The sequence below is a fragment of the Microlunatus sagamiharensis genome, assembly GCF_900105785.1.
GTDB lineage: Bacteria > Actinomycetota > Actinomycetes > Propionibacteriales > Propionibacteriaceae > Microlunatus > Microlunatus sagamiharensis.
Genome location: NZ_LT629799.1, coordinates 1,730,348 through 1,756,594, shown reverse-complemented (window position 1 = coordinate 1,756,594; position 26,247 = coordinate 1,730,348). Strand labels below are relative to the sequence as shown.

Sequence of the window (26,247 nt, the reverse complement as noted above, 5' to 3'; positions counted from 1 at the left end):
GGCGCAGGACGACGGCACGTGAGCGAGGAGACGGTCCCGGACCAGGGCACGGGCGCCGCACGGCGCCGGCCCAGCCTGCCCTTCGACCCGATCGAGGCGGCGGCGGGCCTGTGGTCGCAGCACTGGGGCGACGTCCCGCGGATGCGCGCGGTCACCTCGCTCATGCGGGTGCACCAGCTGGTGCTGACCGAGCTCGACGAGCGGTTGCGCCCGCTCGGGCTGACCTTCGCCCGCTACGAGGTGCTCGTGCTGCTGTCCTTCTCGCGGCGCGGCGCGCTCCCGCTGGGCAAGATCGGCGAGCGGCTGCAGGTGCACGCCACGTCGGTCACCCCGCTGGTCAAGCGGCTCGAGGCGGCCGGGCTGATCCGCCGGAGCCCGCACCCGGAGGACGGACGGGCCGTGCTCGCCTCCATCACGCCCGAGGGCCGCGAGCTCGTCGAGCGGGCCACCGAGGTCGTGATGAGCGCCCGGTTCGGGCTCGGCTCGCTCAGCGACGAGCAGTGCGACGACCTGACGACGCTGCTCACCTCACCGCGCGAGGCGGCCGGCGACTTCGAGGTCTGATCGAGCCGGGGCAGACCCAGGTCGGACGACGTCAGCCCGCGGTGCGCGGGTCGGCCAGGGGCCAGCCGCCGAGCGCGAGGCGCGTGCGCACGCGGGCGACGTCCTCCTCGCAGGGCAGCTCGTCGATCACCTTGGTGATGACCGTGCCGATGTCGGCGTCGTCGACGGGCAGCCGGCCCTCGCGCACCAGCTCCGCGGCCACCGCCCTGACCTCGTCGGTGCTGAGCCGCCGGGCGAGCACCGCGAGCAGCGGCACGTAGTCCGTGGTCGGGACGCCCTCGGGGTAGCCGGCCTTCAGCCAGCCGACCACCGAGGTGACCCAGCTCGAGAGCCCCACGGCTCAGCCGTCCTCGCCGGCCGGGCCGTCGAGGGAGTCCGCCAGCGGCCAGCCGCCGGCGGCCAGGCGGGCGGACACCCGCGCGACGTCCTCGGGCGAGGGCGACTCGCGCAGCTGGCGCTCGACGAGGCGCTCGATCTCGTCGGCGGTGATCGGGTCGTCGCCGCGGGTCTCCACCGCGCCCGGGGCGGTGAGGTCCGCGGCGATCTGGCGCGTCTGCTCGTCGGTCAGCCGGCGGCGCAGCAGCGCCACCAGCGGGAAGCGGTCCTGGCGCGGGATCCCGTCGGGGTAGCCCGCCTCCAGCCAGTGCAGGACGCGCAGGGCGACGTTGCGCGGGTCCTGGGCCTGGTCGGTGCCGGTCGTCGTCATGCCCGCCTCACCCGAAGAGCTTGAGGCCGAAGCCGCCGGCGACGATGAGGAAGATGCCGAAGAGCACCGCCAGCACGCAGACGCCGAACAGGACGAAGGACCCCGCGCGACCACCCGTGGTGACCGGCGTGGTGTAGCTCGCGCCGTCGGTGGCGAGCGTGCGGCCGCTGCCCTGCAGGCGGATGCCGAGCGCGAAGAGCGCGGGCAGCCCGGCGCCCAGGACGACGCCCGCGACCAGCACCTGCCAGAGGGCCTCGAATGCCTTGAGGAAGATCTCTCCCATGATCAGCTCCGTGTCTCTCGTCGCGCTCAGGCGTTGACGGGGGTCTTGGCCGCGGGAGCCGCGTCCTCGGTGGCGAGGCCACCGGCCCACTCGTCGTTGACGTTGTTGTGGTCGATCTTGGTCTTGCGCGAGTGGCGGAACATCAGCGTCGCGGCCACCACCAGGGCGACGAAGACGACGACGGCACCCAGGCCGCCGCCGATGCCGTGGGCCACGGCCCAGCAGAGGGCACCGACCAGGCCTGCGGCAGGGAGGGTGATCACCCACGCGACGACCATGCGGCCGGCCACGCCCCAGCGAACCTGCGCACCGGGCTTGCCGACCCCGGAGCCGAGGATGGAGCCCGTCGCCACGTGGGTCGTGGAGAGCGCCATGCCGAGGTGGCTGGAGGACAGGATCACCGCGGCCGAGGCGAACTCGGCGGCCATGCCCTGCGGGGAGCTGATCTCGACCAGGCCCTTGCCGAGCGTGCGGATGACGCGCCAGCCACCGATGTAGGTGCCCGAGGCGATGGCGAGGGCGCAGGCGATCTTGACCCAGAGCGGGATGCCCTCGCCGGCGGTCCAGCTGCCGTACGCGATCAGCGCGAGCGTGATCACGCCCATGGTCTTCTGCGCGTCGTTGGTGCCGTGGGCGAGCGCGACCAGCGAGGCGGAGCCGATCTGGCCCCAGCGGAAGCCCTTCTCGCGGCTGCCGGTGGCGACCTGCGCGGTGATCTTGAAGACGATCCAGGTGCCGAGGGCGGCGACCAGGCCCGCGACCACCGGGGAGAAGAAGGCCGGGATGATCACCGAGGAGACGACCCCCGACCACTTGACGCCGCCGAGCCCGAGGGCGGCGATGGCCGACCCGATCAGGCCGCCGAACAGCGCGTGCGAGGAGGAGGAGGGCAGGCCGAGCAGCCAGGTGACGAGGTTCCAGAGGATGCCGCCGACGAGCCCGGCGAGGACGATCGTGAGGATCGGTACCCCCACCAGCTCGGGGAGCGGCGCCCCGTTCGAGCCCTGGATGCTGATGATCTTGTTGCTGACCGTGAGCGCGACCTCGATGCTGAGGAAGGCGCCGACCAGGTTGAGGGTGGCGGCGAGCACGACCGCCTGCTTGGGCTTGAGGGCCCCGGTGGCGATGGACGTGGCCATCGCGTTGGCGGTGTCGTGGAAGCCGTTGGTGAAGTCGAACGCCAGGGCGGTCACGACGACGATCGCGAGGATCAGGAAAGCTTCGGTCACGACTCGATCTTTGGGTGGAAGGGCTATGGATTCCACCCGCAGAACGCCCTCCCGGGCATGATTCATCCACTGTTCACCCGTACGGTGGTGACCCGTCACCCACCGGTCGACACCGGTGTCAGCGGAGCCCGGTTCAGGTGAGGTAGAGCAGCGGGGTCCCGGGCAGCCGTGCCGGCACCTCGGTCTCGAACCACGCGCGCAGCGCGCGCATGGTCTCGGTGGGGTAGACGTACTTGACCCCGCCGAACTTGGACCGCTTGGCCCGGCGCGCGCCGACGTCCATCTCGAGCCTGGTCCGCGGGTACCACGACATCAGCACGTCGCGGCTGCCCGGGGTGAAGCGGTGCGTGATCACCTCGACGGTCAGGTCGACCGCACGCCCGGACGCGGCGACGGGCGCGAGGGCGTCGCGGACGTCGTCGAGCAGCTGGCCGTACGCGTCCTGCCAGCCCTCGACGGGCATCACCGGGGCCACCGTCAGCCCCACCGGGTAGCCCGCGGCGGCCAGCGTGGCCAGGGCCCGGAGCCGCCCGGCCACCGGGGCCGTCCCGCCGTCGAAGCGCGCCGCCACCTCCTCGGCGTTGACCGAGAACCGGGCCCGGGTGCGACCCCCGTGCGGCAGCGCCGCCAGCTCGGCCACGTCGTCGAACTTCGTGGTGAAGCGCAGGCTCGCGCCGTCGCCGTACACGCCGGTGCCGACGCGCTCCACGGCGGCGGCCAGCGACCCCGTCACGTGCTCGATGCCCAGCGGGTCGGTGTAGCAGGACAGCTCGAAGGTCGTGCCCTCGTGGCCGCGCTCCGCGGTGCCGCTCGTGACCGTGCCGTGGCCGACGAGGCCGGGGATCGGGGCGAGGACGTCGTCGAGGTTCGCGTAGACGCGGGTGACCGGCGGCCCGGTCAACGAGCCGGCGAGGTAGCAGTACTGGCAGTGCGCCGGGCAGCCCTTCGCCAGGTCGATGCGCCAGTCGGCGCTCGGCGGGATGGGCTGCGGCTTGAGCGCGCTGGGCGGGGCGACGACGACGGCCAGCGTCGTCTTGGCCCACGCGTACGCCTCCCGCTCGCTCGTCCCGCGCGGGGGTGAGACCCGGCCGACGGTCTCCACGTCCTCGACCCCGGCGGCGGCGACGCGCCGCAGGATCTCCTCGGTGTGCGGCAGCCCGACCGCGGCCCGGGTGACGAGGACCCGGCGCGGCGTCCAGCGCCGGACGCGCGGGCCGGGCTCCGACGTGAGCGTCCCGGTCGGGGGCTCGACAGGGTTCGTGGGCTGGGTCTGGGATGGTGCTGAGGTCACAGGGGCTCCTGCCCGGAGGGCGGCTGACGTGCGCGGGGCGTCCCACCGGAGGGGGACAAACGCGGTCAATCCCGGGCCATGGCTTGTTCAACCGCCTTCTCGCAGGATAGTTCTGTCCTGCCGGGACCTGCGGCGCGCCGAGGGGGGGAGGTGCGCACGGGGACCGGTTCGGGGGGCGGAGGTCGGCCCTCGTCGGGGTACCGGGACCACGGTCGTCGGGATGCTGCCGGGGGCCGCTTCTGCCGGGACGGGCGCAGGGCAGCGCGTCGTCCGGGGGAGGGGAGCTCGTGACCGCTGTGCCGGGTGCGGCCCGGTCGACCAGCGGTTCCTGCGCGCCCTCGGCCAGCCCGGAGGCCACCGGGCCGATCGCCTCGGGCATGACGGCGATGATCCACCGGCTGCTGGGTGGCTACGCGGTCGCCGGGCTCCTCCCGGGCGTCCCCGCCCTGGTGGCGCAGGCGCCCGCCTACCCTCGGCCCTGGGTCCTGGCCGTCCTCCTCGTGGGGGCCGTCCTGGTCGCGGGGATGGTCGTCCAGGCCGTGCGGGGCCGCACGCTGGGTGGATGGCTGCCGGCCTTCGCCGCGTACACGCTCCTCGGCGTGTGGTCCATGTCGGCCTTCACGGGCTCCGGCCTCTACCCCTTCCTCTGGTTCCACGTCGGGCTGGCCGTCGTCTGCGCCTGCGTCTGGGGAGGGCTGCGCCTCGGCACGGGCTACGGGCTCCTCCTCGGCGCGGGGTGGGCCCACCTGCGCCTGACACCGGGCGGCGGCGGGGTCTCCGCCGCCGAGGCGGTGGGCGAGGCCCTCTTCGGGGTCTCGGCGGGCCTGGTGATCGGCGTCGTCGCGCTGGGCATGCTCACCTCGGCCCGGTCGGCCGACGCCGTGGCCTCCCGGCTGCGCGAGCAGGAGGTGCGCCAGGCGGTGGACCGCGCCGTCGCCGACGAGCGGGCGCGCCTGGACCAGCTGATCCACGACGACGTGATGACCACCCTGACCGCGGCGGCGCAGGGCACCGACGCGGCCACCGAGCAGGCGACCTCCCTGCTCGCCCGCGAGACGCTGGCCGCGATCGACGCGATGGGCGACGCGGACGAGGCCGGGGACCTCTCGGTCGCGGTGCTCGTCAGCCTGGTGGAGCAGACGGTGCGCCGGGTCAGCCCCGACGTCGGGTGGACCGCGGACGTGCGCCTGGGCGCGGCCCCGCTCCGCGTCCCTGGTCCGGTCGCCCAGACGCTGCTGAGCGCCGTGCGCGAGGCCGTCCGCAACGCCGTGCGCCACAGCGGCGAGGCCACCGTCACCGTCGGCCTCGACGCCCGTCGGGTCGGCGCCGACCTGGCGCTGCAGGCCCGGGTGGTCGACGACGGCCGGGGCTTCGACAGCGCGCACCTGCCGCTCGACCGGCTCGGCGTACGGCGCTCGATGCTCGAGGCCAGCCACCAGGTCGGCCTCGTCACGAGGCTGCAGAGCCGGCCGGGCCACGGCACGACCTACACCGTGTCCTGGACGGGACGGCCGCAGGTGCTGACGCGCCTGATGCCCCAGACCGACGTCGGGGAGGACGAGCCCCGGCTCCCCGTCGACTTCCCGGCGCACCGGTTCAGCGCCGTCACCTGGGTCGCGCTGGTGGTGAACGTCGCCGTCGGCGTGCTCACGCTCGACGCCGCGACGCACCGGCCGCCCTTCGTCGTCGCGGTAGTCGTCGCGGCGGTCGCGATGGCGGTGGTGCTGCGGCCGGGTGCGGGGCTGGAGCTTCCCGCCGGGTCCGCAGCGGGTGTGGTGGTCGCCGTCGCCGCCGTCCAGGTGCTGATGGCGCTCGCGCACCCGGAACGGGCCGACGGCGTCTTCGAGTGGCACTCCTTCGTCGTCCAGCTCGTCCTCGTCGTCCTCGTCGTCCGGCGGAGGCTCGGCTGGGCGGCGCTCGGCGTGCTCGTCACCGAGACGACGATCGTCCTGCAGGGCCTGGCCGGTCTCTCCAGCTGGCCCGGAGTCGTCAGCCGCGGGTCCGGCCCGGTGCTGCTCGTCGCGATGGCGCTGCTGGTCAACCGTGTCCTGCTGGCGATCGGGCGGCGCCAGGGAGTCCTGCGTCGCGAGGAGGACGAGGCCGTCGACGCCTCGGTGCGCCGCCACGTGGCCCGCGTCCAGCGGGCGCTGTGGCTCGCCGACCTCCGGACGCAGGTGCGATCCGTCCTGCTGCGGCTGGCCGGGGTGCGCGGCAGCGTGCCTGACGACCTGCGCCACGAGGCCCTGATGCTCGAGGCGACGCTGCGCGAGTCGATCGTGGCCCGCAACGTGATGAGCGACGAGCTGGCCGACCTCACCGAGGCCGCACGCCGCCGCGGTGTCGAGGTGCGCCTCGTCGACAGCCGGAGCACGACCGTGCCGCCGCGCGTCGCGCAGGCCGTCCTCGAGGTCGTCCGCCGGGCGCTCGCCGCGGAGTCGGTGCGCCGCCTCGTCGTCCGGCTGGCGCCGGAGGAGGGGTCGACGACCGCGTCGGTGCTGTCGGAGGACGCGCACGGGACCCACCTCGTGCGCCTGGACGCCCTCGGCACCCCCGCCGCCCAGGAGATCGCGGTCGACACCGCCCGGAAGGTCGCGCACCGTGCCCCCTGACCCCCTTCCCTCCGGTGCGGCCGAGGCGGCCGCGATCGACGTGGTGGTCTGCGACGACCACGACGTCGTCTGGGTCGGCCTGCTCGGGGCGGCCCGCGTCACCCGGGGCCGTCCGGTCCGGTTGCGTGGCCATGCGACGGACGCCGCGCACCTGGTCGCCCTCGTGGAGCAGCAGCCCCCCGACGTCGTCGTGCTCGACCTCGCGCTCGGCGACGGCTCCGACCCGGGGGACACGGTCACCCGGCTCATCGGCGCCGGGTGCCGGGTCCTCGTCTACTCCGTCCTCGACAGCCCGCGGCTCATCCGCCGCGCCCTGGCCGCCGGCGCGCACGGGCTCAGCCGCAAGTCCGAGCCGGTCCAGCAGACCCTCGACAAGGTCCGCCAGGTCGCCGAGGGTCAGATCCTCGTCTCCCCGGAGATCCTGTCGATGATCGACGGCGACGCCGACTTCGTGCGGGCCCGGCTGAGCGACCGCGAGCGCGAGGTGCTGGTGCTCTACGTCAGCGGCGTGGAGATCGCCCAGATCGCCGCCCAGCTCTTCGTCACCGAGAACAGCGCGCGGGAGTACCTGCGCCGGATCCGCGCCAAGTACACCGAGGCCGAGCGCCCGGCCTCGACCAAGGTCGACCTCCTGCGCCGCGCCATCGAGGACGGGATCGTCCCGCCCATCGAGCCGTTCTGACGGGCTGCTCAGCGGCCGGTCAGCGCGCCGCCGATGCCACCGACGCTGAACCAGCGGTTGAGCAGGCCGAAGACGACCAGCACCGGCAGCAGGGCGACCAGGGCGACCACGGCGGAGGAGCCGGGTCCGGCCAGCGCCCGGCCGATCGTGTAGCTCTGCTGGGAACGCAGGAAGGCCAGGGCGATCCAGGAGTCGTTCCAGGTGAGCAGGAAGACGTGGACCGCGGCCGAGAGCAGGCCCGGCCGGGCGCTGCTCAGCACCACCCGCGCGAAGCCGCCGAGCACCGAGCAGCCGTCGAGCCAGGCCGCCTCCCGCAGCTCCACGGGCACCGCGTCGATCGCGCTGCTCACCATCCAGGTCGGCGCGGCGACCGAGAGGCCGACGTAGACCACGGTGACGCCCCGCAGGGTGTCGTTCAGGCCGAGCGACGTGAACAGCACGAACAGCGGGACCGTGAACATCAGGACCGGCAGCGACGGCAGGCCGAGGATCAGCAGAGAGAAGCCCGCACGCCTCGGCTGCGGCCCCGCGTGACCACGTAGCCCGCGGGCGCCGCCACCGCGAGCGAGACGACGACCGTCAACGCCGTGACGGCGAGGCTGTTGCCGAGCCAGGTCCGGCAGCGCGGAGCGCGACCATCGGGCGGCCGCGGCTCGGCGGGCTGCCGGTCTCAGGCGAGCGCCGCGCTGACGACCTCGCGGGCGGCGTCCTGGACCTGGGCGAGGTGCTCCGGCCCCCGGAACGACTCGGCGTAGATCTTGTAGACGTCCTCGGTGCCCGACGGCCGGGCCGCGAACCACGCCGACTCCGTCGTCACCTTGAGCCCGCCGATGGCCGCGTCGTTGCCCGGCGCCCGGGTGAGCTTGGCGGCGATCGGCTCGCCGGCCAGCTCGGTCGCCGAGACCGCCGAGGGCTCCAGCGCGGCGAGCTTCTTCTTCTGCTCGCGGTCGGCCGGGGCGTCGACGCGGGCGTACGCCGGGGTGCCGTGGCGGGCGGTGAGGTCGCCGTAGAGCTCGCTCGGCGAACGGCCGGTGACCGCGCGGATCTCGCTGGCCAGCAGGGCGAGCAGGATGCCGTCCTTGTCCGTGGTCCAGGTGCTGCCGTCGAGGGCGAGGAAGGACGCCCCGGCCGACTCCTCGCCGCCGAAGGCGACCTCGCCGGTGCGGAGCCCGGGGACGAACCACTTGAACCCGACGGGCACCTCGACCAGCCGGCGGCCCAGGTCCTCGGCGACGCGGTTGATCATCGAGGAGGAGACCAGCGTCTTGCCGATCGCGGCGTCGCCGCGCCAGCCCGGACGGTGCGCGTACAGGTAGGAGATGGCGACGGCGAGGTAGGCGTTGGGGTTCATCAGGCCGGCGTCGGGCGTGACCACGCCGTGCCGGTCGGAGTCGGCGTCGTTGCCGGTGGAGATGTCGTACGCGTCCTTGCGGCTGATCAGGCTGGCCATCGCGTTGGGCGAGGAGCAGTCCATGCGGATCTTGCCGTCGGTGTCGAGGGTCATGAACGACCACGTCGGGTCGACGCGCTCGTTGACGACGGTGAGGTCGATGCCGAGGTGCTCGGCGATGTAGTCCCAGTACTGCACGCTCGCCCCGCCCATCGGGTCGGCGCCGATGCGCACGCCGGCGTCGCGCACGGCGTGCAGGTCGAGGGCGTTCACGAGGTCCTCGCAGTAGGCGCCGAGGTAGTCGTGGCGGTGCACGTCGGCGGAGACCTCGCTGTAGCGCCGGCGGCGGATGCCCGAGGGGTCGGCGAGCAGCTCGTTGGCCCGCTTGGCGATCGCCGACGTGGCGTCGGTGTCGGCGGGCCCGCCGTGCGGCGGATTGTACTTGAACCCGCCGTCGCGCGGTGGGTTGTGCGACGGCGTGACCACGATGCCGTCGCACCTCGCGGGGTCGCCGGCCGCGAGCCTCGCGTTGTGCACGACGATGGCGCGCGAGACGGCCGGCGTCGGGGTGTAGTCCTCGTCGTTCTCGGCCAGCACGGTGACGTCGTTGGCGCGCAGCACCTCGATGGCGGTCGTCCAGGCCGGCATCGACAGGGCGTGGGTGTCCTTGCCGAGGAACAGCGGTCCGGTGATGCCCTGCGCCGCGCGGTACTCCACGATCGCCTGCGTCGTCGCGGCGATGTGGGCGTCGTTGAAGGCCACGTCGAGGCTCGACCCGCGGTGGCCCGAGGTGCCGAACGCGACCTGCTGGTCGGGGTTCCACGGGTCGGGCACGAGGTCGTGGTAGGCGCCGACCACCGCGTCGACGTCGATGAGGTCTTCGGGGAGGGCCGGCTGACCGGCGCGAGGGTGGGCCATGGCCACATTGTGCCGACGACCGTGCCCGCCAGGCGGCGGGGTCCTCGGGAGACAGGTCCGGACGGGCTGGTCCCGCCTGGGAGGATGGGAACCATGAGCTCGTCCAGCTTCAGCCGTCCCGGAGCCATCGACCTGTCCCAGCTGGCCGCGCGGGCCAAGGCCGCGCCCGCGCCCGGCGGGCCCGCCGCCCCCGGTGCGTCCGCGCCGTCCGGCGGGGCGTCGTACGTCCTCGAGTCCAGCGAGCAGACCTTCGAGTCCGACGCGATCCGGCCCTCCACCCAGCACCCGGTCGTCGTCGAGCTCTACTCGCCCCGCGTCGCCAGCGGCCAGCAGCTCTCCGACGCGCTTGCCGCGGTGGCCAACGCCTCCGAGGGCCGCTTCCTGCTCGTCCGGCTCAACGTCGACGCCGCACCCGGCATCGTGCAGGCGCTGCAGCTCCAGGCGGTCCCGACGGTGCTGGCGATCATCTCCGGCCAGGCGGTGCCCCTCTTCCAGGGCGTCCTCCCCGCCGAGCAGGTGCAGCAGGCCGTCGACCAGGTCCTCAAGACCGCGGTGGCCAACGGCATGGTCGGCCGCGCCCGTCCCGTCGCGGCGGGGACCGACCCGGAGGACGGCGCCGAGGCGCCCGGCGAGGACCAGCCCGACCCCCGCTTCGCCGCCGCCGACGAGGCGCTGGCCCAGGGCGACTTCGCCCGCGCCCGCGACGAGTTCGACCGGCTGCTGCAGGCCAACCCGAACGACGCGGAGGCCGCGCTCGGCAAGGCGCAGGCCGGCCTCTTCGCCCGCGCGTCGGTGCTCGACCCCGAGGCCACGCTGGCCCGCGCCGCCGAGGGCGGCGACGTCGCGGCCCAGCTCGACGCCGCGGACGTCGAGCTCGTCAGCGGCCGGGTCGAGGAGGCCTTCGACCGCCTCCTGGCGGTGGTGCGCCGGGGCGGCGCCGACCGCGACCCCGCCCGCGTCCGGCTGCTCGAGCTCTTCGAGACCGTCGGCGGCACCGACCCGCGCGTCGTCGCGGCTCGCCGCAGCCTGATGGCCGCCCTCTTCTGATGCGCCGCGCGCTCGTCGCGCTCGCGGCGGTCCCGCTCCTGGCGCTCGTGGGCTGCTCCGGCAGCGGCGGGGCGACGACGGCTCCGAGCTCCGCGGCCCCGGCGCCAGCCGGGACGGCCCCACCGTCCGCGCCGGCGAGCCCGTCGCTCGCCACGCTGCCCGCCGAGCAGTGCCTCACGGGGACCTGGCAGCTCGTCCGGTTCGTCGGGGCCAGCGACCAGACGTACGGCACCGGTCAGGGCGGCGACGTGACCGTGCGGTTCGCCGACGGCGGCTACACCCTGCAGGGCGCCGGCCAGGAGCCGCTGACCATCACGCTGGGCGGCGGCTCGGCCGACCTGACGGTCGACGGCCGGGCCACCGGAACCTTCACCGTGGACGGCGCGACGGGGACCTTCCGGCAGAGGTCGGCCTCGGGCTCGGCGGAGCTCGCGGCGGGGTCGCGCAAGGAGCGGCTCGGCATGGACCAGATCACCAGCGTCGTGGGTCTTGAGGGTGAGGGCCAGGTCGCCTGCACCCCGCAGGCCATGACCGTGACGCTGACGGCCGTACGGCTGGAGCTCAGCCGGGCCTGAGCCCGGCCGGCCGGGTCGCGCCTGACGCGACCCGGCCCCGGGTCTCAGCCCCGCGTCTTCTTCTTGATCGCCCTCGCGGCCCGGGACACCGTCTCCTTGACCTCGGAGACCGTCTCCTTGACCTCCTCGGCCGCAGCCTTCGCCGGCTTCTTCGCGGCCGGTGCCTTCTTCGCGGCTGCCGAGGCCGGTCCTGCGGGCGCCGGAGCAGGGGAGAGCGCCTTGGCGGCGGCCCGGGTGCCCGCCTCCACCTGGGCCGGCTCGGCCTGCTCCTCCGTCGGCTTGGGCTGGAAGGACAGCCACACCGCGCCGAGCGGCGGGATCGTGACGGTCGCCGAGGCGACGTAGCCGTGCGACGGGACGTCGGTGGCCACGACCTGGCCGAGGTTGCCGATCTGGCCGGTGCCGCCGTAGGTGTCGGCGTCAGAGTTGAGGATCTCCTTCCACACGCCGGTGCTCGGCAGCCCGATCCGGTAGTCGAGGCGGGGCTCGGGGGAGAAGTTCGTCAGGCAGGCGATCATCTCGCCGTCGCCGTCGTAGCGCAGGAACGAGAAGACGTTGCCGCCCGCGTCGTCGGCGTCGATCCAGGAGAAGCCCGACGGGTCGCTGTCGCGCTTCCACAAGGCCGGGTGCGCGCGGTAGACCTCGTTGAGGTCCTTGACCAGGCGCTGCACCCCGTGGTGGCCGGGCTCCGCGCTCTGCCACCAGTCGATGCTGCGGGCCTCGGAGAACTCCCGGCTCTGGCCGAACTCGGTGCCCATGAACAGCAGCTTCTTGCCCGGGTGCGACCACATGAAGGCGTAGAAGGCGCGCAGCGTCGCGAACTTGCGCCACTCGTCCTGCGGCGCCCGCTCGAACATCGACCCCTTGCCGTGCACGACCTCGTCGTGGCTGATCGGCAGGATGAAGTTCTCCGAGTAGGCGTACGCCATCGCGAAGGTCATCTCGTGGTGGTGGTGCTGGCGGTGCAGCGGGTCGCGTCCGTAGTAGCGGAGCGAGTCGTTCATCCAGCCCATGTTCCACTTGAAGCCGAAGCCCAGGCCGCCGGCGTCGACCGGGCGCGTGACGCCCGGGAAGGACGTCGACTCCTCGGCGATCATCATCGTGCCGGGCTCGCGCTCGTACGCGTGCTTGTTCGTCGCGCGGAGCATCTCGATGGCCTCGAGGTTCTCCCGGCCCCCGTACTTGTTGGGGATCCACTGGCCCTCCTGGCGGGAGTAGTCCAGGTAGAGCATCGAGGCGACGGCGTCGACGCGCAGCCCGTCGATGTGGTACTCGTGCAGCCAGTAGTAGGCGTTGGAGACGAGGAAGCTCTTCACCTCGTTGCGCCCGAAGTTGAAGATGTAGGAGCCCCAGTCGGGGTGCCAGCCGAGGCGGGGGTCCTCGTGCTCGTAGAGGGCGGTGCCGTCGAAGCGCTGCAGCGCCCACGGGTCGGTGGCGAAGTGCCCGGGCACCCAGTCCACGAGCACGCCGATGCCCGCCTGGTGGAGGCGGTCGACGAGGTAGCGGAACTCGTCGGGGGAGCCGAACTTGCTCTGCGGGGCGTAGTAGCCGGTGATGTGGTAGCCCCACGAGCCCTCGAACGGGTGCTGGGCGACGGGCAGGAACTCGACGTGGGTGTAGCCCTGCCAGCTCACGTACTCCACGAGCTGGTCGGCGAGCTCGACGTAGGTCAGGCCCTTGCGCCACGACCCGATGTGCACCTCGTAGATGCTCATCGGCTCCTGGTACTGCTGCTTCTCCCCGCGGAACCACATCCACTGGTCGTCGCCCCAGGCGTACTGGCTCTCGTAGACGATCGAGGCGGTGTGCGGGGCGGCCTCGGCGAAGCGGGCCATCGGGTCGGCCTTGAGCCGCCAGACGCCGTCGGCGCCGAGCACCTCGAACTTGTAGACGGCGCCGGAGCCGACGCCCTCGACGAACAGCGCCCAGACGCCCGAGCCGGGGACCAGGTGGAGCTGGTGGCCCTCGCCGTGCCAGTCGTTGAAGCCGCCGACCACGCGCACGCTCTGCGCGTTCGGCGCCCAGACCGAGAAGCGCGTGCCTGTGAGGTCGCCGCGCTCGTCGTCGTGGACCGAGGTCACGACCGCCCCGAGGCGGCGCCAGGCCTCGGTGTCGTGGCCCTCGTGGAAGCCGGTGAGGTCCCAGCCGGTCAGGTTGCCGGTCAGGTCGTGGCTCATCGTGGTGCCCCTTCGTGGGTGGTGTGCTCGGTGGTCGGTCCCGCCAGCGCGGTGAGGGCGCCGAGCGGGATGCCGACCCAGTCGGGGCGGTTGCGGACCTCGTAGACGACCTCGTAGACGGCCTTGTCCGCCTCGTACGCGGCCAGCGGCCCCGCGCCGTCGCCGAGGCCGGCGCCGCCGGTGTAGCCGTCGAGGAAGGCCTCGCGGCACGCGTCGCGCCAGGCGGCGGCGCCCGGGCCGGGCACGCTCGCCGCGGCGTAGTCGAACGAGCGCAGCATGCCGGCGACGTCGCGCCAGGCGGCGTCGGGGGCGACGCGCTCGGCGATGCCCTTGGCCGGCTCGCCCTCGAAGTCGATGATCTTCCACCCCGACGGCGTGTGGAGGGTCTGGCCGAGGTGGAAGTCGCCGTGCACGCGCTGGACCGGCAGCGCGGCCTCGCCGAGGGTGGCGAAGCGCTCCTGCAGGCCCGCCGCGTACGGCTCGAGGGCGGGGGCGACGGCCGTCGCGGCCCGCAGCCGGCCGGCCATGGTCGCGGCCACGTCGGCGCCGGGCCGCTCCGACGTGCCGAACGCGGTCCGCAGCGCCGCGTGGATCTCGGCCAGCGCCCGTCCGAGGGCGGCCGCGTGGTCGGCGAAGGTCCCGCCGGCCCGCAGCACCTCCAGCGCGAGGTCCCAGCCGTCGACGGCGTCGGCCAGCTTCTCCACGCACATGCCGAGGTCGGCGCCCAGCACCACGCCGTCGGAGCTCCAGGTCGCCTCGGTCCAGCCGAAGAGCCCGGCGACGTCGGCGGTGCCGGCGTCGTTGAGCGCGGCGTGCACCTCGATGTCGAGGTTGCGCCCGAGCTCGAGGCGGCGGAACAGCTTGATCATCGCCACGTCGCCGAACATCACCGAGGTGTTGCTCTGCTGGCCGCGGAAGACCCGCGCCGGGAGGTCGGGGCTCAGCGCCCCGCGCTCGCGCAGGTGGAACCGCACGGCGCCGTCGTCGTCGGACACCGACCGCTGCTCGAGCAAGGCCTGCAGCAGCACCGCGGCGGCCTCGGGGTCCTGGGCCGCGTCGTAGACCGTCGCGTCGCCGTCGGTGTAGAGCGGGGCGAGACCCTCAGGACCCGGACCGTGGCGCTGCGCGAGCGCCAGCTGGTAGTGCTCGGTGCCCGGGAAGTCGGGGTAGGCCACCTCCAGCACGGCCAGGCGCACCCGGGGCTCCGCGCCCTCCTCGTTCAGCCAGGGAAGCGCCGTGAGCGAGCGGGGCGTCGGCTGGCGGCCCTTGCCGGCGAACCAGCGGGCGCCGCCCACCGCGGCCATCAGCGAGGTGACGGCCTCGTCCCCGAGACCGTCGAGGGGCCCGCTCACGCCTGCGCACCGCCGTGCCGGACGAGGGTCAGCACGTGGCAGGGGTCCTCGAGGGTGAGCCGGACGAAGGCGCGCTGACCCCAGCGCCACGTCTGCCCGGTGATCTCGTCGTGCACGAGGTAGACGTCGCGGTCGGAGAGCCCGAGCGCCTCCATGTCGAGCACGACCTCGCTCTCGACCACCTCGTGCGGGTCGAGGCTGGACACGACGATGACGACGTCGTCCTCGCCGTCGGGTCCCGCCGCCCGGGCGCGCTTGGAGAAGACGATGGCCTGCTCGTTCGTCGCGGTGTGGAAGTGCAGGTCGCGCAGCTGCTGCAGCGCGGGGTGCTCGCGGCGGACCTGGTTGAGCCGGCCGATGAGCAGGTTCAGGGTGTCGCCGCTCGCCGCGGCGGCCTCCCAGTCGCGCGGGCGGTACTGGAACTTCTCCGAGTCGAGGTACTCCTCCCGGCCCGGTCCCAGCGGTGCGCTCTCGAAGAGCTCGAAGCCGGAGTAGACGCCCCACAGCGGCGACATCGTGGCCGCCAGCACCGCGCGGATGGTGAACGCCGAGCGCCCTCCGGTCTGCAGGAAGAACGGGTTGATGTCGGGGGTGTTCACGAAGAAGTTCGGCCGCAGGAAGCTGTCGGTCTCGGTCGTGAGCTCGGTGAGGTACTCCTCGAGCTCCCACTTCTCGTTGCGCCACGTGAAGTACGTGTACGACATGTGGAAGCCGATCTTGCCGAGCATGTGCATCATCGCCGGCCGGGTGAAGGCCTCGGCGAAGAAGAGCACGTCGGGGTCGGTCCGGCGGACCTCGGCGAAGAGCCAGGCCCAGAAGCTCACCGGCTTGGTGTGCGGGTTGTCGACGCGGAAGACGCGCACGCCGTGGCTCATCCACAGCCGCACGATCTCCAGCCACGCCTGCCGGATCCCCTCGACATCGTTGTCGAAGTTGAAGTTGTAGATGTCCTGGTACTTCTTCGGCGGGTTCTCCGCGTACGCGATCGAGCCGTCGGCCCGCTTGCTGAACCACTCCGGGTGCTGCTTCACCCACGGGTGGTCCGGGGAGGCGTTGAGCGCGAGGTCGAGGGCGACCTCGAGCCCGAGGCTCTTCGCCTTGGCCACGAAGGCGTCGAAGTCGTCGAACGTGCCGAGGTCGGGGTGGATCGCCTCGTGCCCGCCCTCGACGTTGCCGATCGCCCACGGCGAGCCGGGGTCGCCCGGGCCCGGGGTCAGGGTGTTGTTCGCGCCCTTGCGGAAGGACGTGCCGATCGGGTGGATCGGCGGGAGGTAGACGACGTCGAAGCCCATCGCGGCGGCCGCCTCGAGCCGCTCGTACGAGGTCGCGAACGTCCCCGACGTCCAGGTCTGCGTCTCCTCGTCGAAGGTCGCGCCCTGCGAGCGGGGGAAGAACTCGTACCAGGAGGCGAACAGCGCCTCCTTGCGGTCGACGAAGACCGGGTGCTCGCGGGTGGGGGACACGAGCTCGCGCGGGCCGTACTGCGCCATCGCGGCCCGCACGTCGGGGGCGAGGACGACGGCGAGGCGGTCCTCGACCTGCTGGCCGGGCTCGAGGGCGCGCGCGGCGCCGCGCAGCCGGGCGGCGGGACCGGGCGCGGAGTCGGCGTCGGCCTGCGCGGCCGCGGCGGCGAACAGCGCCTTGCCCTCGGTGCAGACCAGGTCGACGTCGATGCCCGCGGGGATCTTGATCTCGGCGGTGTGGACCCAGGTCTCCCAGGGGTCGCTCCAGCCCTCGACCCGGAAGGTCCACGGGCCCTCCGTGTCGAGGACCACGGTGGCGGCCCACCAGTCGAAGCCGGCCGGGGTCGTCGGGTGCATGGCCTCGCGGCGCTCGGTGCCGTCCGGGGCGGTCAGCACGACCGTCGCGTTGACGGCGTCGTGACCCTCGCGGAAGACCGTCGCCCGGATCGGCACGGCCTCCCCGACCGTCGCCTTCGCCGGGTACGCACCCCCCTCCACCACGGGGGACACCTTGGTCACGGGGATGCGGCCGATCGGGTTGTCGCTCACGCCGCCCAACCTATCGAGGTCCGGGCCTGGGCGCCGTTAGGGTGCTCGCGTGCGTGCCATCCGACGTTTCACCGTCCGCCCCGTGCTGCCCGACGTGCTCAAGGGCCTGGGCGACCTGGCCAAGAACCTGCGCTGGTGCTGGAACACGGAGACCGCGGACCTGTTCCGCTCGGTCGACCCCGACCTGTGGGAGACCTCGGGGCACGACCCGGTCCGCCTCCTCGCCGACGTCTCCGTCGAGCGGCTCGACCAGCTGACCCGCGACAAGCGCTTCCTCAAGAACCTGCGCGGCGTCGAGGCCGACCTCGCCGACTACCTGAGCGGCGACCTCTGGTACTCCGGCTACGCGGCGGAGAACGAGTCGGCGCCCAGGGGCATCGCGTACTTCTCCCCGGAGTTCGGGATCACCGAGGTGCTGCCGCAGTACTCCGGCGGCCTCGGGATCCTGGCCGGCGACCACCTCAAGAGCGCCTCCGACCTCGGCGTGCCGATCATCGGCGTCGGCCTGCTCTACCGCCAGGGCTACTTCCGCCAGTCGCTGAACGCCGCGGGCTGGCAGCAGGAGACCTACCCGCTGCTCGACCCGAACGCGCTGCCGCTGACCCTGCTCCACGACGACGCGGGTCCCGTCACCGTCGAGGTCGGCCTCGGCGGCGGCCGGGTGCTGCACGCGCAGGTGTGGCTCGCCCAGGTCGGTCGCGTCCCGCTGCTGCTGCTCGACTCCGACGTCGAGTCCAACGCCGGCCCCGAGCGGGAGACCACCGACCGGCTCTACGGCGGCGGCACCGAGCACCGCCTGGCGCAGGAGACGCTGCTGGGCATCGGCGGCGTCCGCGCCGTGCGGGCGTACTGCAAGCTCACCGGAATCCCGGCGCCGGAGGTCTACCACACCAACGAGGGCCACGCCGGCTTCCAGGGCCTGGAGCGGATCCGCGAGCAGACGATCGCCGGCGTCGACTTCGACACCGCGCTCGAGTCGGCCCGCGCCGGCACCGTCTTCACCACGCACACGCCTGTGCCCGCCGGCATCGACCGCTTCCCGGTCGACCTCGTGCGCCACCAGTTCGCCGACTTCGGCCTCCCGCTGGACCGCGTGCTGTCGCTCGGCACCGAGGACTACGACGGCGGCGACCGCGGCGTGTTCAACATGGCCGTGATGGGCTTCCGCCTCGGCCAGCGCGCCAACGGCGTCTCGCTGCTGCACGGCGAGGTGTCGCGCGAGATGTTCCAGGGCCTGTGGAACAGCTTCGACACCTCCGAGGTGCCGATCAGCTCGATCACCAACGGCGTCCACCACCTCACCTGGGTCCACCGCGACCTGCTCGCCCTGCTCGAGGCCCCCTCGGGCAGCACCGGCGACTCGGTCGTGGACGGCTACGACTGGAACGCGCTGGCCGGGGTCGAGGACAAGACGATCTGGGACCTCAAGCGCACCATGCGCAGCGACCTCATCGCCTTCACCCGCCGGCGCCTCGCCGAGAGCAGCGCCAACCGCGGGCTCGGCACCGACTGGGTCTCGAACGTCCTCGACCCCGACACCATCACCTTCGGCTTCGCCCGGCGCGTGCCGTCGTACAAGCGCCTGACGCTGATGCTGCGCGAGCCGGAGCGGCTGCGCGCGCTGCTGACCGACCCCGAGCGCCCGATCCAGATCGTCATCGCCGGCAAGTCGCACCCCGCCGACGAGGGCGGCAAGGCCCTCATCCAGCAGATGGTGCAGTTCGCCGACGCCCACGACGTGCGCGAGCGCATCGTCTTCCTGCCCGACTACGACATCGGCATGGCCAAGCCGCTCTACCCGGGCTGCGACGTCTGGATGAACAACCCGCTGCGCCCGTACGAGGCCTGCGGCACGTCGGGCATGAAGGCCGCGCTGAACGGCGCGGCCAACCTGTCGATCCTCGACGGCTGGTGGGACGAGTGGTACGACCCGGCCTTCGGCTGGGAGATCCCCTCCGCGGAGGGCGTCAGCGGCGACCAGCGCGACGACCTCGAGGCCAGGTCGCTCTACGACATCATCGAGAACGAGATCGTCCCGCGCTTCTACGACCACGACTCCAAGGGCGTCCCGCGGCGCTGGGTGCAGATGTTCCGCGAGACGGTGGCCGGCCTGGGCCCCAAGGTCCTCGCCTCGCGCATGGTCCGCGACTACGTCACCCACCTGTACGCCCCGTCGGCCGCGTCCTCGCGGGCGCTCGAGGCCGAGACGGGCGGGCCGGAGGCGCTCGCGGAGTGGAAGCGCAAGGTCCGCGACGCCTGGGGCGGCGTCGTCGTCGACCACGTCCAGTCCCTCGAGGGCGAGCAGGTCGAGGTCAACACCCCGATCCACGTCTCCGCGCTGGTCGACCTCGGGGCGCTGTCCCCGGAGGACGTCGAGGTCCAGCTGGTGACGGGCCGGGTGGGTTCGGACGACCAGCTGCGTGAGCCGCGGATCAACCCGTTCCCCGAGGGGACCGAGGTCGACGGCGGCCTGCGCCGCTACGAGGGCACCGTGCAGGCCCGCCGCGCCGGCTCGATCGGCTACACCGTCCGCGTCGTCCCGCACCACCCGCTGCTGGCCAGCACCGCCGAGATGGGCCTCGCGGCCCTGCCCACCGGGCTGTCCTCGCCGCCCTCGGCCTGAGCCGGGGGTAGGGGTCAGGCCGCGTCGTCGCTCTCGTCGGCGGGGAGCGGCGTCGCGTGCGCCAGCACGTGCGCCATCTGCTCGGGCGTCGCCGCGTCCTTGAACCGGGCGAGGCGGTGCGAGCCGTCGCAGAGCGGCTTGAGACGCGAGCGGCCGCAGCGGCACAGGGCGATGACCGCGCGGTCGTGGTCCACCTCGGAGCCGTCGACGCCCAGGAGCCGGACGGGCCCGCGCAGCAGCAGTGGGCCGTCCGGGCAGACGGTGATGCTCACCTCGTCGGCGCTCACGCGGCCACCTCTGCCGTCCGCAGGCTGCTGCGCCCCGCCTCCCAGGCCGCGATGACGTGCTCGGCGAGCAGGGCGTCGGTGTGGGCGGCGCACCGCGCGCCGAACACCACGTCGCCGGCGAACGCCGGCTCGACGCGCGCAAACCCGGCGGCGAGGTCGTGCAGCGCGATCTGCTCGTGCACCGCGTCGGCCACGACGTGCTCGTCGAAGAAGCGCGCGGCCGCCTCGCCGCCGCCCAGCCGGCGGTGCCCCCGGGCGTAGCGGGCGTTCGGCGTCGAGGAGGACATCTCGATCGCGGTCAAGTGCCCGACGAGGGCGCCACGCCAACGCCGGTGCAGGCCGAACAGGGACATGACGTTCGTCCCCAGCAGGGTGAGCCCGGGGACGTGGTCGACGTGGGAGCCGTACGCGCTGTCAACGCCCCAGTCCTGCATCAACGTCCGGAAGAGCTGCGCGTGCATGCCCGCGGGGACGCCGCCGCCGTACTCGTCGGCCTGGATGGTGATGAGTGCGCCCTTCACCCTCCCGCTGAGGCGCGGGATGCCCCAGCTGTGCGGGTCGGCCTCCTTGAGGTGGTAGATCGAGCGGTGCACGAGGAACTCACGGAGCTGCTCGACGTCGGCGTCGCGCATCAGGTGCTTGGCCAGCGAGGGGCCGCCGTCGGCGTCGGCCAGCGCGACCAGCTCACGGACGACGTCGTCGACGCCGAGGTCCGTCGGGTGGGGCACGGCGAGCTCGAGCCCGGCGAGCAGCTGATCCTCCCAGCGGGCGCGTGCCCAGAGCAGCTCGGGGTGCCACTCCCAGCCCTCGTCCACGCCCGCGAGGCCGCGGTAGTGGAGCTCGTAGGCGAGCCACAGCGCCAGCTGGAGGTCCTCGTCGGCGAGGGCCGTGGCGGGCTCGCCCGACCACAGCAGGTGGCGCAGGTCGAGGCTGCGGTGCGGGTCGCGCACCAGCGCGGCGAGCAGCGCGGCGGTCAGCGGCCCGCGGGGCTGCGGCAGGGGTGCGGGGTCGTCGTGCAGCGCGGGGCTGGCGACGGCGGTGTCGATGGTCACGGCGTTCCTCCATCGTCGGTGACGACGCGCGGTCGCGCCGTCGGAAGGACCGACGCGTGCTTCAACACACCGGCCTGAAAGGTTCGCGGTGGTGCGGAACACCAGTTGCGAACAGGCATGGTTTTCACCCCTAGGGGTGGGTTGTGAGCCGCCCACGGAGGTGTGCTACGACCTCGTCGAGTGCCTGGGCCGCGGCGTCCTCGAAGCGCGGGATCGCCATGAACCCGTGCACCGCCCGGGGGTAGAGCACCGTCCGGACGTCGACGCCCGCGGCCTGCAGCACGGCGGAGTAGCGCAGGGCGTCGTCGCGCAGGGGGTCGAGGCCGGCGGCGACGACGAGCGTGGGCGGCAGGCCGGCGTGGTCGGGGGCGTGCACGGGGCTGACGCGCGGGTCGTCGGGGGCGATCGAGTGGGGCAGGCCCTGCGGCAGGTACTGCCGACCGAACCAGTCGATCGACGTCTTGGGCAGCACCGGCGCGTCCGCGAGCTCGAGGACCGAGGCCGACGTCATCGTCATGTCGGTGGCGGGGTAGAGCAGCGCCTGCGCGGCCAGCCGGTCGCGCAGCGCGAGGGCGACCAGCGCGGCGAGGTTGCCGCCCGCGCTCTCGCCGACGACCGCGGTCCGGGCGACGTCGGCGCCGAGCAGCGAGGCCGTGCGCCCGGCGTCGGCGAGCAGCCAGGAGGTCGCGGCCAGCGCGTCCTCGGACGCGGCCGGCGCCGGGTGCTCGGGGGCGAGGCGGTAGTCGACGGAGACCACGACGACGTCGGCCATCGTGGCGAGGTGGCCGCAGAACCAGTCGGCGCCGGTCAGGTTGCCGAGCACGAAGCCGCCGCCGTGCAGGTTGACGACCAGGGGCAGCACCGCGGTCGTGCGCCGCGGCCGGTAGACCCGGACCGGCACGGCGACCGGCTCGGTGGGCAGGACCCGGTCCACGAGCCGTACGCCGCGGTCGACGGGCCCGAGCACCGCACGGGCGAGGGGCCGCGGGAGCTCGCGGCGGATGCGCCGCAGGTAGGCCTCGGGTGGCGGGTCGGGCCGCGGCAGGCGTCGGTTGAGGGACGTCAGCACCCGGGTGCGGCGGTTCAGCGGCCCTCCTCAGTCGACCTGCAGGACCACCACCGTACGACCCGGGATCCGCAGGCTGGTGCCCGCGGGGATCTTGTCGACGGGCAGCTCGCCCTCCTCGCCGGTGTGCACGAGCACCCGGTAGGTGTCGGCCCAACCGCCGTCGGGCAGCTCGACGTCGACCGGCTCGGCGCCGCCGTGGTACCAGACGAGGAACGCCTCGTCGTGGTCGCGGTTGGGCGCGTCGTGGGCGAGGTAGACCCCGAGCGTGCGCCGGTGCGGGTCGTGCCAGTCCTCGGCCGTCATCTCGTGGCGCCCACCGCCGAACCAGGCCAGGTTCTTGCGGCCCATGGGGTGGTCGGTGCTGTCGACGAGCTGCTCGCCGTGCCGGAAGGTCGAGCGGCGGAACACGGGGTGCTCCGCCCGCAGGGCCAGCAGCCGGCGGGTCAGCCCGGTCAGGTCGGCCCACTCCTGACGCGTGTCCCAGTGCACCCACGAGGTGGGGGAGTCCTGGCAGTAGGCGTTGTTGTTGCCGCCCTGGGTGCGCCCGAGCTCGTCGCCCGCGGTCAGCATGGGCACGCCGGCGGCCAGCACGAGGGTCGCCATCAGGTTCTTGGTCTGCCGGCGGCGCAGCGCGTTGATGCGCGGGTCGTCGGTCTCGCCCTCGACGCCGCAGTTCCAGGAGCGGTTGTCGTCGGTGCCGTCTCGGTTGGACTCGCCGTTGCCGCCGTTGTGCTTGACGTCGTAGGTGACGAGGTCGCGCAGGGTGAAGCCGTCGTGCGCGGTGACGAAGTTGACGCCGGCCCCGAGCGGGCGGTTGTCGACGTCGAAGACGTCGGGCGAGCCGACCAGCCGCTGGCCGAGCTCGGCGACCCCTGAGGTGTTGCCGCGCCAGAAGTCGCGGACGTAGTTGCGGAAGCGGTCGTTCCACTCGCTCCAGCCGTGCCCGAAGGCGCCGACCTGGTAGCCGTACGGCCCGACGTCCCAGGGCTCGGCGATCAGCTTGACCCGGCTCAGCACCGGGTCGTCGCGCAGCGCAGCCTTGAAGGGGTGCTCCTGGTCGACGTGGTGGCGCTCGTCGCGGACCAGCGTGGTGACGAGGTCGAAGCGGAAGCCGTCGACGCCCATCTCGGTGACCCAGTAGCGCAGCGAGTCGAGCACGAGGCGCAGCACGCCGGGCTCGGAGGTGTCGACGGAGTTGCCGCAGCCGGTGACGTCGTAGTCGTTGCGCCGGTCGTCGGTGAGGCGGTAGTAGCCGAGGTGGTCCAGGCCGCGGAAGGACAGCGTCGGACCTTCGTGGCCGCCCTCCCCGGTGTGGTTGTAGACGACGTCGAGGATGACCTCGATGCCGGCGTCGTGCAGCGCGGAGACCATCTGCTTGAACTCGTCGACCTGCTGCCCGAGCGTGCCCACGGAGCCGTACGCCGAGTGCGGGGCGAAGAAGCCGAGCGTGTTGTAGCCCCAGTAGTTCGACAGCCCGCGCGAGATCAGGAACGGCTCGGACACGAACTGGTGCACCGGCAGGAGCTCGACCGCGGTCACGCCCAGCGACTTGAGGTGGGCGACGACGGCGGGGTAGGCCAGGCCGGAGTAGGTGCCGCGCAGGTGCTCGGGCACGAGCGGGTGCAGGCGGGTGAAGCCCTTGACGTGCAGCTCGTAGACGACGGTGTCGGCCAGCGGCACCGGCCGGGCGATCGGGCGTGGGGGCGGTGAGTCGTCGACGACCACGCTCAGCGGGACGGCGGCGGAGGAGTCCTCCGGGCTCGGCACGTAGTTCGAGCCGTCGACGTGGTCGAGGATCGGGCCGGAGTAGTCGACGCCGCCGGTGATGGCACGGGCGTACGGGTCGAGCAGCAGCTTGGCCGGGTTGAAGCGCTCGCCGTTGGCCGGGTCCCACGCCCCGTGCACGCGGTAGCCGTAGCGCTGCTCGGCGCCGACGCCGCGCACGAACGTGTGCCACACGCCGTCGGCGGACTGCTCCATCTCGTGGTTGACCTGCTGGCGCCCGTGCTCGGTCGCGTGGACGAGGGCCAGCTCGACGCGCGTGGCGCGCGGGGCCCAGAGGGCGAAGGCGGTCCCGCCGTCGACGACGTGCGCCCCGAGCATCGAGGTGTCGGCGGGCACGGGCAGCGAGGTCGTCACCGGCGTTCCCCTTTCGGGTCGGGCGGCACCCGTGAGGGAGCGGAGAAGCCCTCATCATGCCCGTTCCGGTGGCGTCGGGTGACCGATCGGGAGCGGTCGTGGACGACCTTGAGGAGCTCCAGAGGTTGAGATGAGAAACACAATATTCTCGGGCTATAGACCTTTGACGGTGTTCGGACTTACGTTGCCGGAGCCCTTGCAACCCCACCTCTCGGGAGACCCATGCACCTCCGGACACGACGAGCACGCCTGCTCGTCGCCGCCTCCACGCTGCTCGTGCCGGCAGCGCTCCTCGCCTCCGCGCAGACGGCCACGGCCGCCCCGTCGACCGCCTCCGTGTCCATCGCCTCGACGCTGCCGCAGTGGCTGCCGAAGCCCGCCGCCGGGGCCCGCTCGCGGGTCGCCGTCCCCAAGGCCGACGCCAAGCAGCGCCTCGCGATCCGTGTCTACCTCGCCCCCAAGGGCGGGCAGGCCGCGCTCGAGCAAGCCGCCGCCGCGGTCTCGGACCCCTCGTCCTCCTCCTACGGCCAGTTCCTGAGCGCGCCGCAGTTCCAGGCCGCGTACGAGCCGACCAGCGCCTCGGCCAAGTCGGTCACCAAGTGGCTGAAGTCCAAGCACCTCAAGGTCACGGGCACCGGCGCGAACCGCCGCTGGGTCGGTGCGAGCGGCACCGTCGCGCAGCTCGACAAGGCGTTCGACGTCAGCCTGAGCAAGCTCACCCACGACGGCCAGAAGGTCGTCGCCCCGACGACGGCCGCCCAGGTGCCGGCCTCGCTCGCCTCCTCGGTGCTGACCGTCAGCGGGCTCGACACCAGCGTCGCGCGCAAGACCCACGACTCGAAGCCCAAGGTGACCCCGCCGGACGCCTTCCAGAACGCGCGCCCCTGCAGCGTCTACTACGGCCAGGTCGCGGCCAAGTACGCCGACGACTACTCCACGGCGCTGCCCAAGTTCAACGGCCAGACGCTGCCGTACGCGCCCTGCGGCTACACCGGCCCGCAGCTGCGCGCGGCGTACACGCCCGGCACGACGCTCTCGGGCAAGGGCGTGACGGTGGCCATCACCGACGCGTACGCCTGGCAGCTCATCGCCTCCGACGCCGAGAAGTACGCCACCCAGCACGGCGACGGCCACTACAAGGCGGGCCAGCTGACGCAGGTCCTGCCGAAGACCTTCACCGACCAGGACGCGTGCGACCCGTCCGGCTGGAGCGGTGAGGAGACCCTCGACGTCGAGGCCGTGCACGCCCTCGCCCCCGCGGCGAACATCCGCTACTACGCCTCGCCGAGCTGCAACGACGACGACTTCGCCGACACGCTGGCCAAGGTCGTCGACGAGGACATCGCCAAGGTGGTGACGAACTCCTGGGGCGGTCCCGAGGAGGCCGAGACCAGCGACCTCGTGGTCGCCTACAACCAGGTCTTCCTCCAGGGCGCGCTGCAGGGCACCACGTTCCTCTTCTCCTCCGGCGACGACGGCGACAACCTGGCCTCCACGGGCATCAAGCAGGCCAGCTCGCCGGCCTCGAACCCGAACGTGACCGCCGTCGGCGGCACCTCGACGGGCATCGACGCCTCGGGCAAGCGGATCTTCGACACCGGGTGGGGCACCGTCAAGGACAACCTGAGCAAGGACGGCAAGTCCTGGTCCTCGATCGGGTTCACCTCCGGTGCGGGCGGCGGCTTCTCGTCGCTGTTCAACCGGCCGGCCTACCAGAAGGGCGTCGTGCCCTCCTCCGCGCCGGCCGGGCGCGCCTTCCCCGACATCGCCATGGACGCCGACCCGAACACCGGCTTCCTGGTCGGGCAGACGCAGACCTTCCCCGACTACGTGCACTACGGGGAGTACCGCATCGGCGGCACCAGCCTCGCCAGCCCGCTGGCGGCGGCGATGCTCGCGCTGACCATCGAGCACAACGGCGGGCGTCCGTTCGGCGCGCTCAACCCGCGCCTGTACGCGACCAAGGGCGTGGCCGACGACGTCGTCAAGCAGCCGACGCGCCTCGGCGTGGTGCGGGCCGACTACACCGACCCCACGGACTCCTCGTCCCCGGTCATCTACTCGGTGCGTGAGTTCGGTCGCGACTCCAGCCTCTGGACCGACAAGGGCTGGGACCCGGTCACCGGGATCGGCGTGCCGAACGCGAAGTTCCTCGCCCTGACGACGCCGGCCTCCTCGGCCGTCGCCGCGGCGAAGCGCTGAGCTAGCAGCAGGGGGCCCGTACGGGCCCGAGCACGAGCGG

21 protein-coding genes are annotated in these 26,247 nt (G+C 73.2%); 7 read left to right on the top strand and 14 right to left on the bottom strand.

All coding sequences use genetic code 11. The features are described from left to right. The first annotated feature begins 18 nt into the window (after positions 1 to 18). The gene (locus BLU42_RS07895; RefSeq protein ID WP_091073979.1) at positions 19 to 564 is read left to right on the top strand and encodes a MarR family winged helix-turn-helix transcriptional regulator; all 546 of its coding nucleotides are present in this window, start codon (positions 19 to 21) and stop codon (positions 562 to 564) included. A 31-nt stretch (positions 565 to 595) separates the two neighbouring features. Here the strand turns inward: BLU42_RS07895 and BLU42_RS07890 are convergent, their stop codons facing one another. From BLU42_RS07890 to BLU42_RS07870, 5 genes are all read right to left on the bottom strand, one after another. Then, positions 596 to 901 carry a DUF3349 domain-containing protein gene (locus BLU42_RS07890; RefSeq protein ID WP_091073978.1) on the bottom strand — a complete coding sequence of 102 codons (306 nt, stop codon included), beginning with the start codon at positions 899 to 901 and terminating at the stop codon, positions 596 to 598. 3 nt (positions 902 to 904) lie between these two features. Continuing rightward, positions 905 to 1,270: a DUF3349 domain-containing protein gene (locus BLU42_RS07885; RefSeq protein ID WP_091073977.1), complete on the bottom strand. Its 366-nt coding sequence runs from the start codon at positions 1,268 to 1,270 to the stop codon at positions 905 to 907. A 7-nt stretch (positions 1,271 to 1,277) separates the two neighbouring features. Continuing rightward, complete coding sequence (locus tag BLU42_RS07880) at positions 1,278 to 1,553, bottom strand: hypothetical protein (RefSeq protein WP_091073976.1); 276 nt, start codon at positions 1,551 to 1,553, stop codon at positions 1,278 to 1,280. A gap of 26 nt (positions 1,554 to 1,579) precedes the next feature. Next, positions 1,580 to 2,782, bottom strand: coding sequence for an inorganic phosphate transporter (locus BLU42_RS07875; RefSeq protein WP_091073975.1), 1,203 nt, complete (start codon positions 2,780 to 2,782; stop codon positions 1,580 to 1,582). Positions 2,783 to 2,915: 133 nt separating this feature from the next. Next, the gene (locus BLU42_RS07870; protein WP_231918501.1) at positions 2,916 to 4,073 is read right to left on the bottom strand and encodes a spore photoproduct lyase family protein; all 1,158 of its coding nucleotides are present in this window, start codon (positions 4,071 to 4,073) and stop codon (positions 2,916 to 2,918) included. 287 nt (positions 4,074 to 4,360) lie between these two features. On the opposite strand from BLU42_RS07870, the gene BLU42_RS07865 reads away from it, so the two are divergent. Both BLU42_RS07865 and BLU42_RS07860 read left to right on the top strand, forming a co-directional pair. After that, positions 4,361 to 6,682 (top strand): ATP-binding protein, encoded by a 2,322-nt coding sequence (locus BLU42_RS07865; RefSeq protein ID WP_157719882.1) that lies wholly within the window; start codon positions 4,361 to 4,363, stop codon positions 6,680 to 6,682. Further along, positions 6,672 to 7,364 (top strand): response regulator transcription factor, encoded by a 693-nt coding sequence (locus tag BLU42_RS07860; protein ID WP_197680664.1) that lies wholly within the window; start codon positions 6,672 to 6,674, stop codon positions 7,362 to 7,364. Before BLU42_RS07865 ends, BLU42_RS07860 begins: the two co-directional genes overlap by 11 nt. Before the next feature lie 8 nt (positions 7,365 to 7,372). On the opposite strand, the gene BLU42_RS20830 is transcribed toward BLU42_RS07860, so the two are convergent. Together BLU42_RS20830 and pgm are read right to left on the bottom strand one after the other, a co-directional pair. Then, entirely contained in the window at positions 7,373 to 7,855 is a 483-nt protein-coding gene (locus tag BLU42_RS20830) for an ABC transporter permease subunit (RefSeq protein ID WP_269458032.1), read from the bottom strand. Positions 7,856 to 8,034: 179 nt separating this feature from the next. Next, a complete protein-coding gene (gene pgm / locus BLU42_RS07850; RefSeq protein ID WP_091079775.1) occupies positions 8,035 to 9,672 on the bottom strand; it encodes a phosphoglucomutase (alpha-D-glucose-1,6-bisphosphate-dependent) in 1,638 nt (545 codons plus the stop codon). Between the two features lie 93 nt (positions 9,673 to 9,765). Here pgm and BLU42_RS07845 point away from each other — a divergent pair, with 93 nt between their 5' ends. Together BLU42_RS07845 and BLU42_RS07840 are read left to right on the top strand one after the other, a co-directional pair. Further along, positions 9,766 to 10,719 carry a tetratricopeptide repeat protein gene (locus BLU42_RS07845; RefSeq protein WP_091073972.1) on the top strand — a complete coding sequence of 318 codons (954 nt, stop codon included), beginning with the start codon at positions 9,766 to 9,768 and terminating at the stop codon, positions 10,717 to 10,719. After that, positions 10,719 to 11,294 (top strand): hypothetical protein, encoded by a 576-nt coding sequence (locus BLU42_RS07840; RefSeq protein ID WP_091073971.1) that lies wholly within the window; start codon positions 10,719 to 10,721, stop codon positions 11,292 to 11,294. Before BLU42_RS07845 ends, BLU42_RS07840 begins: the two co-directional genes overlap by 1 nt. A 44-nt stretch (positions 11,295 to 11,338) precedes the next feature. Here BLU42_RS07840 and glgB read toward each other — a convergent pair whose 3' ends face one another. From glgB to BLU42_RS07825, 3 genes are read right to left on the bottom strand one after another with little or no spacing between them, the layout of a single operon-like run. Further along, complete coding sequence (glgB, locus tag BLU42_RS07835; RefSeq protein ID WP_091073970.1) at positions 11,339 to 13,471, bottom strand: 1,4-alpha-glucan branching protein GlgB; 2,133 nt, start codon at positions 13,469 to 13,471, stop codon at positions 11,339 to 11,341. Beyond that, positions 13,468 to 14,823, bottom strand: a complete 1,356-nt coding sequence (locus tag BLU42_RS07830) for a maltokinase N-terminal cap-like domain-containing protein (protein WP_091073969.1) — start codon at positions 14,821 to 14,823, stop codon at positions 13,468 to 13,470. The genes glgB and BLU42_RS07830 overlap by 4 nt, the downstream gene beginning before the upstream one ends. After that, on the bottom strand, positions 14,820 to 16,835 hold the full coding sequence (locus BLU42_RS07825) for an alpha-1,4-glucan--maltose-1-phosphate maltosyltransferase (protein WP_231918500.1): 2,016 nt from the start codon (positions 16,833 to 16,835) through the stop codon (positions 14,820 to 14,822). Before BLU42_RS07825 ends, BLU42_RS07830 begins: the two co-directional genes overlap by 4 nt. A gap of 49 nt (positions 16,836 to 16,884) precedes the next feature. Between BLU42_RS07825 and glgP the strand changes: the two genes are divergently transcribed. After that, a complete protein-coding gene (glgP, locus tag BLU42_RS07820; RefSeq protein ID WP_091073968.1) occupies positions 16,885 to 19,458 on the top strand; it encodes an alpha-glucan family phosphorylase in 2,574 nt (857 codons plus the stop codon). 14 nt (positions 19,459 to 19,472) lie between these two features. Here the strand turns inward: glgP and BLU42_RS07815 are convergent, their stop codons facing one another. From BLU42_RS07815 to glgX, 4 genes are all read right to left on the bottom strand, one after another. Next, positions 19,473 to 19,745: a CDGSH iron-sulfur domain-containing protein gene (locus BLU42_RS07815; protein WP_091073967.1), complete on the bottom strand. Its 273-nt coding sequence runs from the start codon at positions 19,743 to 19,745 to the stop codon at positions 19,473 to 19,475. Beyond that, the gene (locus BLU42_RS07810) at positions 19,742 to 20,797 is read right to left on the bottom strand and encodes an iron-containing redox enzyme family protein (RefSeq protein WP_197680663.1); all 1,056 of its coding nucleotides are present in this window, start codon (positions 20,795 to 20,797) and stop codon (positions 19,742 to 19,744) included. Before BLU42_RS07810 ends, BLU42_RS07815 begins: the two co-directional genes overlap by 4 nt. A 130-nt stretch (positions 20,798 to 20,927) precedes the next feature. Next, positions 20,928 to 21,866, bottom strand: coding sequence for an alpha/beta hydrolase (locus tag BLU42_RS07805; protein WP_091073966.1), 939 nt, complete (start codon positions 21,864 to 21,866; stop codon positions 20,928 to 20,930). Positions 21,867 to 21,893: 27 nt separating this feature from the next. Continuing rightward, positions 21,894 to 24,005 (bottom strand): glycogen debranching protein GlgX, encoded by a 2,112-nt coding sequence (gene glgX / locus BLU42_RS07800; RefSeq protein ID WP_407940260.1) that lies wholly within the window; start codon positions 24,003 to 24,005, stop codon positions 21,894 to 21,896. 222 nt (positions 24,006 to 24,227) lie between these two features. On the opposite strand from glgX, the gene BLU42_RS07795 reads away from it, so the two are divergent. Further along, positions 24,228 to 26,207 carry a S53 family peptidase gene (locus BLU42_RS07795; RefSeq protein WP_091073965.1) on the top strand — a complete coding sequence of 660 codons (1,980 nt, stop codon included), beginning with the start codon at positions 24,228 to 24,230 and terminating at the stop codon, positions 26,205 to 26,207. Positions 26,208 to 26,247: the final 40 nt, after the last annotated feature.

Coding starts and splice junctions, on each gene's coding strand:
- pgm (WP_091079775.1), bottom strand. CDS start 9,672: ATGGCCCACCCTCGCGCCGGTCAGCCGGCCCTCCCCGAAGACCTCATC.
- BLU42_RS07880 (WP_091073976.1), bottom strand. CDS start 1,553: ATGGGAGAGATCTTCCTCAAGGCATTCGAGGCCCTCTGGCAGGTGCTG.
- BLU42_RS07885 (WP_091073977.1), bottom strand. CDS start 1,270: ATGACGACGACCGGCACCGACCAGGCCCAGGACCCGCGCAACGTCGCC.
- BLU42_RS07840 (WP_091073971.1), top strand. CDS start 10,719: ATGCGCCGCGCGCTCGTCGCGCTCGCGGCGGTCCCGCTCCTGGCGCTC.
- glgB (WP_091073970.1), bottom strand. CDS start 13,471: ATGAGCCACGACCTGACCGGCAACCTGACCGGCTGGGACCTCACCGGC.
- BLU42_RS07845 (WP_091073972.1), top strand. CDS start 9,766: ATGAGCTCGTCCAGCTTCAGCCGTCCCGGAGCCATCGACCTGTCCCAG.
- BLU42_RS07795 (WP_091073965.1), top strand. CDS start 24,228: ATGCACCTCCGGACACGACGAGCACGCCTGCTCGTCGCCGCCTCCACG.